The organism is Mucilaginibacter sp. cycad4 (genome assembly GCF_034263275.1).
Taxonomy (GTDB): domain Bacteria; phylum Bacteroidota; class Bacteroidia; order Sphingobacteriales; family Sphingobacteriaceae; genus Mucilaginibacter.
Genome location: NZ_CP139559.1, coordinates 950,232 through 964,062, shown reverse-complemented (window position 1 = coordinate 964,062; position 13,831 = coordinate 950,232). Strand labels below are relative to the sequence as shown.

The following is a 13,831-nucleotide window of genomic DNA, read 5'->3' as shown; positions in this document are numbered from 1 at the left end:
TAAAAAATAACAACCGTAAGTAGCAGTAAAGTTATTTTCTATATTTGCCGCGATAACATAATTTATATGAGCGCATTAAGTACCCGGATACAAAACCTGTCCGAATCTGCAACAATTAAAATGGCCAAACTGGGCCGTGAACTTGCCGCTAAAGGTGTCGACGTGATCAGCCTTAGCTTCGGCGAACCTGATTTTCATACCCCTGAACACATCAAGGAAGCCGCCAAGCAGGCCATGGACAAGAACTTCACCTACTACACACCCGTAGCGGGCTACCCTGAACTTCGTAAAGCCGTAGTTGCCAAGCTGAAGAACGAGAACAATCTTGATTATGATTTTAGCGAGATCGTGGTTTCTACAGGTGCCAAGCAGGCCATCGCCAACGCGGTATTATGTTTGGTTAACCCCGGCGAAGAAGTGATCATCCCTACACCTTACTGGGTTTCATACAGCGAAGTAGTTAAATTGGCCGAAGGTAAAAGTGTTTTCATCAACACCACTGTTGATACCAACTTTAAAATTACCCCGGAGCAATTAGAAGCAGCTATTACACCTAATACCAAGCTGTTCATGTTTTCATCGCCATGTAACCCTACTGGCAGCGTTTACACTAAAGACGAGCTGGAAGGTTTGGCAAAAGTATTTGAAAAGCACCCCCATGTTTACATCCTGAGCGACGAGATCTACGAGCACATCAACTTTGTTGACAAGCACGAGTCTATCGCGCAGTTTGATTATATTAAAGACCGTGTAGTGATCATCAACGGCTGGTCGAAAGCGTTTGCCATGACTGGTTGGAGGATAGGTTACACCGCCAGCACTAAGGAGCTTGCCGCTGCTTTTGATAAAATGCAGGGTCAGGTAACTTCTGGTACCTGCTCAATCACCCAGCGTGCCGGTGTTGCTGCTTACGAAGGCGGTTTGGAAAGCGTACTTGAAATGCGTGCCGCATTCAAAAAACGCCGGGATATTGTTTATAAATTATTGAGCGAAATAGATGGGATTAAAGTGAACCTGCCCGATGGCGCATTCTACTTTTTCCCTAACGTTACCTCGTTCTTTGGTAAAAGTTATGAAGGCCGGGTAATTAACGACTCTGACGATTTGAGCCTTTACCTGCTTGAAGAAGGCCACGTAGCCACTGTAGGCGGCGATTCATTTGGCGATCCGTCTTCAATCCGCTTATCATACGCCGCGGCCGAAGATAAGCTGATAGAAGCTATGAGAAGGTTAAAAGAAGCGTTGGGTAAATTGGCGTAATCAGAACCGGGATTTTTGTCTGAACCGGGATTTTATAGGATTAAAGGGATTACCTCGATTTTCTTATCCGTTGCAAATCAAATCCTGTAAATCCGATAAATCCCCCAAATCCTGGTTCAGAAACAAAGGAATCCGCTTGCTGTTCGCAAGCGGATTTTTCTGTTTATTATTATATCAAAAATTATAATCCAAATCCATAAGCTAAACGCAAACCAACCAGGCCATAGTTATTGCTTTGCCCAGAGAAGTTTTCGTAGCGCACGCCTATATCCCATGATTTGGTGGCATAGCCCAAACCTGGAGCAAGGATAAGTTTAGTATTCTTATCAGCCCCGGCAATTGGTGGGTGAACTTCAAAACCGGCACCCACTTCGCCTGCAAAATAAAAGCCATCGCCAACAAAAGCTTTAATACCGGCTTTTACCGGCACTACGCCTAATGATCTGCCTTTTACAGTTATAGTTGTGGTTGAATTAGCATCAGAAAATGACGAGGTATACGATTTACCAAAAAAGTTGTAATAGCCGGATGTAAGTGTAAGAGCCAGGTCATTACTCACACCATACTGCAAGCGCGCTGTACCGCCTAATTCAAAATTTGAAATATCGTGCGCGTTACCTGTAGGGACACCGGCCTCTAAGCCAATGCCAAAGCGTAACGCATTTGCCGGTGTAGTTTGAGCTTTAACATTTGTTCCGATAAAGATAGCCGCCGCAGTAAATGCCGAAGCTATCATTTTAGTCATTGTTTTCATAGTTGTGTTTTTTAGTCAAATTCTACAATGTTCATGTTTTAACTTTCCATTGTATTAACTCCTCCTTAACAAATACTTTGCCATTATTAGCATCATTTACTATCGAAGATATTATTTAAACTATTAAAACAACCGCGTTTAATCCAATCATCCATAGCTTAATAATTGAAAATCAGCTCTGTTTAAAGTGATAAGATCAATACAAAACAATTACTGGTTAGTATATTTCATAATTACCAGCTTTATTAAAAACTGCCCTGCATAAACTTCAAAAGTGTATACTAACACCAAATTTCGAGGCTATAAATGGTTAAATAGCGAAGTATAGCAGTATACCAAACCTGCTGTAAAACAAAAAAGAGAGACTTGCGCCTCTCTTTTTACAAAACTTTAACAATTATTAGGCCTCCGGCCCGTGCTTTTTAGGGTCATAATTCTTTTCAAGCTCGGCAAGTTTCTCTTTACCATAAGCCATTTTGGTGATCAGGTAAAATAAAACCGGCACTATAAATATAGCTAAGGAAGTGGCGGTAAGCATCCCTCCAAATACTGTCCAGCCTATGGTTTTACGGGCTTCGGCACCGGCCCCTGATGAGATCATCAATGGCACCACACCTAATATAAAGGCCATGGATGTCATGATAATAGGCCTTAACCGAAGGCGTACGGCTTCAAGCGTCGCTTTTTCTAATTCCATGCCCGCGTCTACACGTTCCTTGGCAAACTCCACAATCAGGATGGCGTTTTTGGCCGCCAAACCTATCAGCGTTATCAAACCAATTTGGGCATATACGTTATTGGTCAGATCGGGCCAGAAAGTAAGGAACAGGATAGCACCAAATGCACCCAACGGTACCGATAACAATACAGAGAACGGCACCGACCAGCTCTCATACAACGCCGCCAGGAACAGGAACACAAACCCGATTGACAGCGCAAAGATGTAAACAGTTTTAGAACCCGACAATAATTCCTCACGGCTCAGGCCCGAAAACTCGTAACCATATCCCTGCGGCAACACCTGTGCAGCTGTTTCCCGCAGAGCGGTAATAGCGTCACCGCTGCTATAGCCGGGTTTGGTACTACCATTGATCTCGGCCGAACGGAACAGGTTATAGTGTGATATCAGCGGTGAGTTTTCTATTACTTTGTATGATGTTAATGTACTCAGCGGCACCATGGCACCGGCAGAGTTACGCACAAAATACTGCCCTATGTTTTGCACATTGGTACGGTAGCTGGTATCGGCCTGTGCCACTACCCTGAAGTTACGCCCATAAATGGTAAAATCGTTAATATAGGTACTGCCTAAATAAGTTTGCAGCGCGTTGTTGATATCAGATATAGCTACACCCAGCTTTTTAGCTTTCTCCCTGTCGACAGTTAACTGGTAAGCCGGTGTACTTGCCGTGAAGAAGGAGAACGCCCTTGCAATTTCCTTACGCTGATTAATGGCCCCCAAAAACGAACGAAGTGTTTTTTCAAATACCTTGATATCCCCGCCGGCTTGTTTTTCTTCCAAAATGAAGGAGAAACCGCCCGTGCTACCCAAACCAGGGATTGCAGGCGGTTGAATTACCACCACATTGGCTTCCTTATATTTAGCCAGTTTTTGATTTAAACGACCAACTAATGCAGTTATCTGCTGTGATTTTTCTTTACGCTCATCCCAGGGTTTAAGCTGCACAAATATGGTTGCACTGTTTGATTTGCTTGCAAAGCTGATGGCATTTAAACCTCCCAAAGCCGCGTAGTGCGCAATTTCGGGTACGCTATCAAGCGTTTTCATCATATTGTGCAATACATCCACGGTACGGCCGGTTGATGACGCTTCAGGTAAGTCAAAGGTTATATATACACGACCGTCGTCCTCCAGCGGGATAAACCCTGATGGTTTGCTTCTGAATAACAATATCGCGCCAATGATAATACATACCAGTACAATGATCACGTATTTAGAGTTCTTAATGCTCTTGTCAACGGTATTACGGTACCTGCCGGTTACACGCGTAAACCAGGTGTTGAATTTAAAGAAGAACCTGTCCAGTCCCCTTGATTTCTCATCGATCTTATGCGGTTTTAATAATAAGGTACACAATGCCGGAGTTAATGACAGCGCCACAAAAGCTGATATCAATACCGATATAGCGATGGTGATAGCAAACTGTTGATATAATCGTCCTACTATGCCCGGTACAAAGCCTACAGGCACAAACACTGCCGCAAGGATCAGTGCAATGGCAATTACCGGTGCCGAGATATCGGCCATGGCGTGCTGGGTTGCCTCCTTAGGGGTCATCCCCTCTTCATCCATATAATGCTGAACAGCCTCCACCACCACAATGGCATCATCAACCACAATACCAATAGCAAGCACGAACCCGAAAAGGGTTAATGTATTAATGGTAAAATTGAGCGGAATAAAGAAGATAAATGCGCCTATAATAGATACCGGGATAGCCAATACCGGTATCAATGTAGTGCGCCAGCTCTGCAGGAACAAGAACACCACGATAATTACCAGTACCAAAGCTATAACTAAAGTTTCCACTACCTCACTTACTGATACCTTAACAACAGTTACGGCTTCAAAAGGTACCACATAGTCAATATCCTTGGGAAAGCTCTTTTTAAGCTCATTCATTGTGGCATATACATTGTCGGCTGTTTGGAGCGAGTTACTGTTCGGGGCCTGGTAAACCAGCAGGTAAGAAGCCCTTTTGCCATCAACAAATGAGTTACCCGAATAGTTGAATTTACCAAGCTCAATCCTGGCAACATCCTTAAGATGTACTACACCACCGTTGTTAGGCTGGGTTTTAACAACCACGTTGCCAAACTCTTCCGGTTTACTTAAACGGCCTTTTACAATTACCGAATACTCAAAGGTTTGTCCTTTTAATTGCGGTGTTGCACCTACCGTACCGGCAGCTACCTGCGCATTTTGTTCCTGCAGGGCAGTGGTTACGTCGGCGGCGCTCATACCTAAGGCAGCAAGCTTATCGGGATTAAGCCAGAGACGCATACTAAAGTCGTCGGCACGGGTAACAACGTCACCAACACCCTTGGTGCGCAAAACAGCGTCTTTTATAAATACGTTGGTATAGTTATCGGTAAAAGTAACGTCGTGGCTGCCGTTAGGGCTGTACATAGCCACGAGCATTAATATACTCGGGTTACGTTTACGCACCACCATACCCAAACGCTGTACTTCCTGCGGTAAGGTTGGCAGGGCGATCCCTACACGGTTTTGCACGTCGAGGGCGGCGATATTGATATCAGTACCTACGTCAAAGTTAACGGTCATGCTCATTTGCCCGTTGCTGCTGCTGTTACTTTGCAGGTAGGTCATGCCCGGTACACCGTTTACCTGTACCTCAACCGGCGTAGCTACTGTTTGTTCAACCGTTAGTGCATCGGCACCGGTATAAGTACCGCTTACAGATACGGTAGGCGGTGTAATATCGGGGTACTGGCCTATTGGCAGGCTGGTTATTGACAGGATACCCACTATTAATATCACCAGGGATATAACAATGGCGGTAACCGGTCGTCGTATAAAAGTATCTGCGATCATTCTTTCTTTATATTAAGTTTTCCAGGGTAGATGTGCCCCTTGTTCCGCTTAAAATTCCTTCTGTTGATATCAAAATTATTTTTTAGGCGCTGCACCTGCCGGCGCGGCTGATCCGGTAGTTACCCTGCCTCCATCCCGTAAACGTTGAAATCCGTCGGTAATCACCTTATCGCCTTGTTTTATACCACTCATTATCACCACATCCTCATTAATGCGCGGCCCTAATTTTACTTTCACTTGCTTTGCAATCGTATCGCGCCTGTCTTTAACCGATTTATCGGCTGCAGTATCTTTTACAACGGTATCCCTGGTGGCAAATACAAAAAATTCGCCCATTTGCTCGGTTACCGCTTTAAACGGAATCTGCACCCGCTCGCCCGATTGGCTGTTCAGCACCTGCAAAACACAGCTCATACCATCCTTCAGCACATCATCCTCGTTCGGAAACTGGATCCTTACCCTAATGCTGCCGGTTTGATTGCTAACGCCCCTGTCAATCGCCAGTACTTTACCTGTTTTGTTGTATTTACTTCCATCGGGCAACACCAGTTTAAAGGTACTGTCGGTACTTGATTTTTGAAGACCATAAAAGCGGTTGATATCCTGCTCGTTGATCACTACGTCAACGCCGATAGGATGCTCGGCCGATATGGTGTTCATCAATGTAGTACCTGCTGCCACCTGTGTTCCAAGCCTCACCTGTGAGATTCCTATGCGCCCTGTAAAAGGTGCGGTAATGGTGGCATATGATAAATCGGTACGGGCCGACTCAAGCGCGGCCTTAGCTACAGCAACCTGGCTTTTATTGGTTTCGTAAGTAGCCTGCGCCTGATCCACTGTCTGGCGGGCAATGGCATCGCTCTTAAGCAGCATGTTATACCTGTCAATGTCTTTTTGTGCTTTAACCAGATTGGCCTCGGCGCTTAATACATTGGCTTTGGCCTGGTCAAAAGCGGCCTGGTATTTGCGTTTATCTATTTCATATAATACTTTTCCCTTTTGCACAACATCGCCCTCTTTAAAAAATATACCGGTTACAAAACCCGGTACCTGGCTGCGCAGTTCGACGGTGTTTACCGAAACCACAATACCCTGGTATTTATCATAGTATATTGCTTCGGCTGTTTTAGCGTCGGCAAGGTATACAGGGGTTGGGGACATGGCCGCCGGCCCGCCCTTTTGAGGTTTACCGCATGATGCCCATGTTAAAAGTGCTGCAGGGGCTAACCAATATATATATGTATGTTTCATGTAGAATAGGTTGTTCGTGTGTTGCTGTAGTTTTTTGTTTTTTTATGACGATATTTTATGGCTGCTGTACAGGCAGGATCCCCAGGGCCCTCTGCAGGTCAATTTTACTGCTGAGCAAATTGAACAGGGCATTATAATAGCTCAGTTCGGCTGTACGCAGATCAGCCTGCGATACAATCACATCCAGGTAGGTTTTTACCCCCTCGCGGTATTGCAGGCTTACTACCTTATATACATCTTTTGCAAGTGTTACATTTTCGCGAATGAGCTGGTAGCTGGTATAATTGCTTTTATATGCTGCCAGGGCCTGGGTGTACTCGGTATAAATACTATTTTTTGTATTGATCAGGTCCAGGTCGGTACGTTCAACCTGCAGCCTGGCTTTGGCAAGGTTTTGCAGGCGTTTTGTCCCCTGGAAAATAGGTACAGCCAGTGTTAAGCCAACATAACCTGTAGGGAAAGACTTGTTATACAAATCACCAAAATCATGACTGAAGTATGCATGCTGGTAGCTGCCTACTGCCGATAATGAAGGCAAAAACCCAAAGCGGTAGTAATTTACGTTGAGATTATTGAGCGCTTTTGTTGTTTCAAGCAAACGATATTCGATGCGGTTATTTACGTTAAGCGACTGCAAAGTATCAATACTGGCCTCCTGCTCATACCGGCTCGAATCATACGAGAGGCTTAACGGTGTAGCCGCGCCTACGCCCATGATCTGCTTTAATAAAGCCGTTTTACTTTTGATGGCTTCCTCGGTTTGCTTACGGGTAGCTAATGAATTATTTAAAGCAATGGTAGCCTGCTTATAATCTGTAGGATCGGATACACCGGCGGTATACCTGCTTTTGGCATCCTTCAGGCTTCTTTGTAACCTGATGATATCCTCGTTTGTAATGTCAAGTTGTTTGCCGGATAGTAAAACATCAAAAAAAGCTTTGCTTACATCGCTTACTACATCAATCTGGCTGCTTAAGGTGTTCTGTTTATAGTACTCCCGTGAATATCTTTTGGCCCTTGAAGCAAGAAATACATCGTTGTTATATAATACCTGCGAGGCTGTAACGCCCAGGGTTGAAAGGTTACGGATGCTGCCTGCATTGCTGGGGATGTTAGCACCCGACGCACCGGCCTGCGGACTGCCCTTATAGTAATAATTATAAAGGCCCGAACCATTGACCTGCGGCAGCCAGGCCGACAGGCCAATTTTAATATCACGCTCATTAATCTGTTCATCAATTGAAGCCTGCCTTACCGTTGGTTGGTTACGTAAAGCAAAGTCAATAGCCTGCTTTAGCGAAACCGGGCCGCTGATACTATCAGCTGCAGTTTGGGCATAACTATTGCTGTGTAAATTCAATGTTAAATTAAGTACAAGAAGCGCTAAAAAGTACTTGTGTTTTTTCATACGGTAGCTATAGATAACAATGTATATCAGGCAAAAATCATAAGAAAAAATTTTATAATTAGTGCAGGATTGTTATGGGGAATGCGAATATGTAATTAATATTACTAATTTAAAATCAGGAACAAGAATTTTACGTAAAAAATTACAAAAACTCGGGATAGTGTCAGCTTTTTGGGCTTTTTACAAAAAAATGAAAATAATAGGCTCGATATAAATAAAAAAATTAATTAATTTGCCGTGTAAGAATTTGTGTGCTTCTTAAGTAGTATTGATACGTTAATAGGCATTATTTTAAAAAAATTTACACACACCGTATAAGTTATATGCTTATTCATGGTATTTTTACACAAAATTTAAGCAGAGTTAATATACATGGTTAAAAAACTACATGGGAAAATCGCTCAGTTTCAAGTAGCAAATATGCTGCGTGAACGGGGGTTATATCCTTATTTCAGGCCTATTGAGTCTGCACAAGACACTGAGGTAATTATTGACAACAAGCGGGTATTAATGTTTGGTTCTAACTCATACTTGGGCCTTACCAATCATCCAAAAATCAAAGAAGCTTCAAAAAAAGCAATTGACAAATATGGCACAGGCTGTGCCGGTTCACGTTTTTTGAACGGTACACTTGATATCCACATTGAGCTTGAAAACAGGCTGGCCAGTTATGTAGGTAAAGAAGCCACTGTTTTATTCAGCACAGGTTACCAGGTTAACCTTGGTGTACTTTCGTGTGTTACCGGCAGGAATGATTATATCATACTTGATGAGTATGACCATGCCTGTATCATTGACGGCAGCCGCCTGTCGTTTTCAAAAGTGATCAAGTACGCCCATAACGATATGGCCGATCTTGAGCGCAAATTAAGCATACTTCCTGAAGATGCTGTGAAGATCATTGCAGTTGACGGTATTTTCAGCATGGAGGGCGATATCGTTAAATTGCCTAAAATTGTTGAGCTTGCCGATACCTACGGTGCCAACATCATGGTTGATGACGCGCATAGCCTTGGTGTAATTGGTGATAAAGGCGCAGGTACCGCTTCACACTTTAACCTTACCAATGAAGTTGACCTCATCATGGGTACCTTCAGTAAGTCATTAGCCTCATTAGGTGGTTTCATCGCCAGCGACCAGGACACTATTGATTATATCAAACACCGTGCACGTTCATTGATGTTCAGCGCAAGCATGCCTCCGGGCTCTGTTGCCAGCGTAATTGCAGCATTGGATATTATTGAAACTGAGCCCGAAAGGATCGAAAAATTATGGGATAATACCAATTATGCCATGAAGCTTTTACTGGAAGAAGGTTTTGACCTTGGCCCTACCGAAAGCCCTATTTTACCGATCTACGTTCGTGATAACGAAAAAACATTCGCAGTTACCAAACACCTGCAGGCATCTGGTGTATTTGTTAACCCGGTTGTATCCCCTGCTGTTCCTTCCGATTCGTCGCTGCTTCGTTTCTCATTAATGGCTACCCATACCTTTGAGCAAATTGACGAAGCCGTTGAAAAACTGGCAAAAGCCTTTAAAGAAGTTGGTGTAACCTCTTCTGTTAAAGAAAAAATATAATGAAATACCCTTTTGTGCATTTAGCTGCTTTTATTTTAAAGTAAGCTAAATGCACATTTTTATTTAAAGCATACCAATTTGCTTTATTAATCATTTACCACACATGATTACAATAGTAACGGTTAAATCAAAAAAAGAACTGGCTTCATTTATTGATTTCCCGCATGACCTTTACCAGGACGATCCTTACTATGTTCCTGAGCTGTTTATTGCCCAAAGGGATTTGTTAACCAAGCACCCTTTCCATAAGCACAATACCGTACAACCGTTTTTAGCTTATGACGGGGATAAAATTGTTGGCCGGATAGCTGCTATCCTCAATAACGGCCATAACGAATACAGCCACGTTAACGATGGCTTTTTTGGTTTTTTTGATTGTATAAACGATACAGCTGTATCTAACCTGCTTTTTGAAACGGTTACCAAATGGCTTAAAGAAAAAGGCGTTACCGGCAAACTGTTAGGGCCTACCAATTTTTCGACCAATGAACCCTGCGGGTTGTTAATACAAGGTTTTGACAGTTCACCATTCCTGATGAACACCTATAACTTTGCCTATTATGCCAACCTGGTTGAAAACTTTGGCTTTACCAAAGATGTTGACCTGATAGGATGGCACTGGGAAGGGCAAGCCTATGACGATAAATCGGTACGGTTATTAAACGCGCTTGAAGAACGGTTAAAGCGAAATGATATCGTTATCCGGAAGATCAACCTTAAAAACTTTAAGGAAGAGGCTGCTAAGCTGCGCGAAGTCTATAACTCGGCCTGGGACAAAAATACTGGTTTTGTGCCCCTGACCAACGAAGAGTACGATTACCTGGCCAAAGATCTTAAACTGATCCTCGATCCTGATTTTGCCATCGTTGCCGAGCAGCGCGGTAAAATTGTTGCATTTGGCCTGGCTTTGCCTGATTACAACGATATCTTCAAAAAAATAAAACGCGGCCGTTTGTTGCCTACCGGTATTTTCAAATTGCTGTTCGGCAAAAAGAGCATCACGGGGATCCGCATTTACGCTTTGGGTGTTATTGAAGATTACCGTAAAATGGGCATCGAAGCCTGTTTATATGGCACCATCATCAAGGAGTATAAGGCCAAGGGTTATAAACATGCAGAAGCCGGCTGGACACTGGAGAATAACGATATGATGAACCGTGCCATTGAAGCCATAAAAGGCGATCCGTATAAAAAATACAGGCTATATCAAAAAGCGATATGAGGGAACGGGTTTTAATAACCGGTGCAAGCGGTTTTGTTGGATCTCATTTAATTGAAGAAGCCATGCAAAACAACCTGGAGGTATTTATAGCTGTACGCAAAAGCAGCAAAATTGATCACCTGAAAAATTTAGACATTCAATATATTTACCCCGAATTTAACAATAAGGAAACATTAAAAAAACAACTGGCAGAAATAAAACCCGACTATATCATACACGCAGCAGGTGTAACCAGCGCCCGCTCCGAAGCCGAATATAACCGGATCAATGCCACATATACCCATAACCTTGCTTCGGCAGCTTATGAGGCCTGTGCCGACTTAAAAAAGTTTGTACTTATTGGCAGCCTGGCCTCGGTTGGGCCGCTTAATACGTTAACGGGCACTATAACCGAAGAAACCCCTCCGCATCCTGTTACAGCATACGGCAGGAGCAAACTGCTTGCCGAAGAGAAACTAAAAACAATAAGCGGCCTAAATTATACCATACTACGACCTACCGCGGTTTACGGGCCAAGGGATACAGGCATATTTATATTTTTTAAACAGATAGTGAAGGGGATTGAGCCATATATAGGCAATGCACAGCAAAAGCTCAGCTTTATATATGTTAAAGACCTGGCCAAAGCAAGTATCAAGGCCTTGTATGGTGGTAATAACAAGACATTTAACCTCAGCGACGGCAATTTTTACAACCGTTATGAGTTAGGGAACATTACCAAAGAGGTGTTGATGCTCAAAACGATCAAATTTCATCTGCCTGTAAATTTTGTTAAAATGATTGCAGCTGTATCTGAAAAAATAAGTTCTTTGAGCAACAAAGCTGCGGTACTGAATATTGAAAAGCTTAATGAATTGACCGCCATTAACTGGAATTGTGATATTGAAGCAGCTAAATCCGACCTGGGATTTTATCCTTTATACAACCTGCAAAACGGTATGGCCGAAACGCTAAAATGGTATAAGGCCAACAAATGGCTTTAGCCAATTAATTTTAAATAAATAATAGTTACATAAATGAAAATCAACATTACACCTGCTAAAGGTAAGCTTGGTATCCTGATCCCCGGGTTAGGCGCTGTAGCAACTACCTTAATTGCCGGCGTAGAGGCCGTAAAAAAAGGCATCTCGCAACCAATTGGCTCCCTTACTCAAATGGGTCACATACGTTTAGGAAAAAGAACCGAAAACCGTAACCCGAAAATTAAAGAATTTGTTCCTTTAGCTGATTTGAACGATATCGTATTTGGCGGTTGGGATGTTTATGAAGATAACGTATTTGAAGCTGCCTCAAACGCCCAGGTACTGGAAGCAGGACTTTTACATTCGGTTAAAGCCGAATTGGAAGCTATTAAACCAATGAAAGCTGCGTTTGATAAAAACTACGCTAAAAACCTTGATGGTACCCACGTTAAAACCGGAACCAGGCTTGAGCTTGCCGAGCAGGTAATGGCAGATATCAAAAACTTTAAAGAGGCTAATGGTCTTGACAGGGTTGTGTTGGTATGGTGCGGTTCAACCGAGATCTATTATGAAGCATCGGCTGTACACCAGTCATTAGCTGCTTTTGAAGAAGGTTTGAAAAATGATGACAAGCTGATAGCCCCAAGTATGATCTATGCTTATGCGGCTTTAAAATTAGGCGTACCTTTTGCTAACGGCGCCCCTAACTTAACAGTTGATATCCCTGCATTGATCGAACTGGCTAAATTAACCAAAACCCCTATTGCAGGTAAAGATTTCAAAACCGGTCAAACCTTAATGAAAACTGTATTGGCACCAGGCCTTGCAGCACGTTCATTAGGCGTACATGGCTGGTTCTCAACTAACATTTTGGGTAACCGCGATGGCTGGGTTCTTGACGATCCGGATAACTTCAAAACTAAAGAAGTATCAAAACTGGGTGTATTGGAAGATATCTTCAAACCAGAAGATAACCAGGAGCTTTACGGTAACATCTACCACAAGATCCGTATCAACTACTACCCTCCGCATGGCGATAACAAAGAGAGCTGGGATAACATCGACATTTTTGGCTGGTTAGGTTACAAAATGCAGATCAAGATTAACTTCCTTTGCCGCGACTCGATCCTTGCTGCGCCTATCGCGCTTGACTTAGCTATCTTCTGCGACCTGGCTAAACGCGCAGGCATGAGCGGCATCCAGGAGTGGTTATCATTCTACCTGAAATCGCCTCAAACAGCACCAGGTTTACATGCAGAAAATGATATCTTCAAACAACTGATCAAATTGGAGAATACCCTTCGTTACCTGATGGGCGAAGACCTGATCACCCACCTTGGGTTGGATTATTATGACGATATGTTCGCGACCGAATAATCGTTAAATTACTAAATACCGTTAAAACAGCCGTAAGCAACTAAACCCTGCTTTGCGGCTGTTTTGTTTTTGTGAGGTAAAAAAATCCGGGGGGCGGGTAACATTATTTTAAAGCTACAGTCTTATTACCGCTAAGTATAAATTGTTAAATAATGTTATTTGTATAGCCCGGCAGCCTTCCTGCCGACAACAAAAACAATAAATTATATCTAATTATCAGCACATTACACAAATAACAACATAGTAAACCGAGAAGTAACGGGCATACTAATAGCAGCTCAGGGCCGTTGTTTGGATTACTATAGCTACTTAATATAATGATATAAATAGCTGTAAACAATATTTGACTTTTTGACCACATTAGTCTGTTCTGATTTTTTTTACCTTTGGCCTGTTAATTGTAAACTCCGTAATAACCATCTGCCGGGAGTGTACAAAA

9 protein-coding genes are annotated in these 13,831 nt (G+C 43.0%); 5 read left to right on the top strand and 4 right to left on the bottom strand.

Annotated features, from left to right (window positions below; all coding sequences use genetic code 11):
* Positions 1 to 66 precede the first annotated feature (66 nt).
* Complete coding sequence (locus tag SNE26_RS04000; RefSeq protein ID WP_321558083.1) at positions 67 to 1,260, top strand: pyridoxal phosphate-dependent aminotransferase; 1,194 nt, start codon at positions 67 to 69, stop codon at positions 1,258 to 1,260.
* A 181-nt stretch (positions 1,261 to 1,441) separates the two neighbouring features.
* Here the strand turns inward: SNE26_RS04000 and SNE26_RS03995 are convergent, their stop codons facing one another.
* The 4 genes from SNE26_RS03995 to SNE26_RS03980 form a co-directional block, all read right to left on the bottom strand.
* The gene (locus tag SNE26_RS03995) at positions 1,442 to 2,014 is read right to left on the bottom strand and encodes a hypothetical protein (protein WP_321558082.1); all 573 of its coding nucleotides are present in this window, start codon (positions 2,012 to 2,014) and stop codon (positions 1,442 to 1,444) included.
* A 400-nt stretch (positions 2,015 to 2,414) separates the two neighbouring features.
* A complete protein-coding gene (locus tag SNE26_RS03990; protein WP_321558081.1) occupies positions 2,415 to 5,591 on the bottom strand; it encodes a multidrug efflux RND transporter permease subunit in 3,177 nt (1,058 codons plus the stop codon).
* Positions 5,592 to 5,666: 75 nt separating this feature from the next.
* Complete coding sequence (locus SNE26_RS03985; protein ID WP_321558080.1) at positions 5,667 to 6,842, bottom strand: efflux RND transporter periplasmic adaptor subunit; 1,176 nt, start codon at positions 6,840 to 6,842, stop codon at positions 5,667 to 5,669.
* A 55-nt stretch (positions 6,843 to 6,897) separates the two neighbouring features.
* Positions 6,898 to 8,250 carry a TolC family protein gene (locus SNE26_RS03980; RefSeq protein WP_321558079.1) on the bottom strand — a complete coding sequence of 451 codons (1,353 nt, stop codon included), beginning with the start codon at positions 8,248 to 8,250 and terminating at the stop codon, positions 6,898 to 6,900.
* 372 nt (positions 8,251 to 8,622) lie between these two features.
* Here SNE26_RS03980 and SNE26_RS03975 point away from each other — a divergent pair, with 372 nt between their 5' ends.
* The 4 genes from SNE26_RS03975 to SNE26_RS03960 all read left to right on the top strand — a co-directional run bounded on the left by SNE26_RS03975 (position 8,623) and on the right by SNE26_RS03960 (position 13,392).
* Positions 8,623 to 9,831, top strand: a complete 1,209-nt coding sequence (locus SNE26_RS03975; RefSeq protein ID WP_321558078.1) for a pyridoxal phosphate-dependent aminotransferase family protein — start codon at positions 8,623 to 8,625, stop codon at positions 9,829 to 9,831.
* A 103-nt stretch (positions 9,832 to 9,934) separates the two neighbouring features.
* Positions 9,935 to 11,053 (top strand): GNAT family N-acetyltransferase, encoded by a 1,119-nt coding sequence (locus tag SNE26_RS03970; protein WP_321558077.1) that lies wholly within the window; start codon positions 9,935 to 9,937, stop codon positions 11,051 to 11,053.
* A complete protein-coding gene (locus SNE26_RS03965) occupies positions 11,050 to 12,036 on the top strand; it encodes an NAD(P)-dependent oxidoreductase (protein WP_321558076.1) in 987 nt (328 codons plus the stop codon). The genes SNE26_RS03970 and SNE26_RS03965 overlap by 4 nt, the downstream gene beginning before the upstream one ends.
* Before the next feature lie 33 nt (positions 12,037 to 12,069).
* Entirely contained in the window at positions 12,070 to 13,392 is a 1,323-nt protein-coding gene (locus SNE26_RS03960; RefSeq protein ID WP_321558075.1) for an inositol-3-phosphate synthase, read from the top strand.
* Positions 13,393 to 13,831 lie beyond the last annotated feature (439 nt).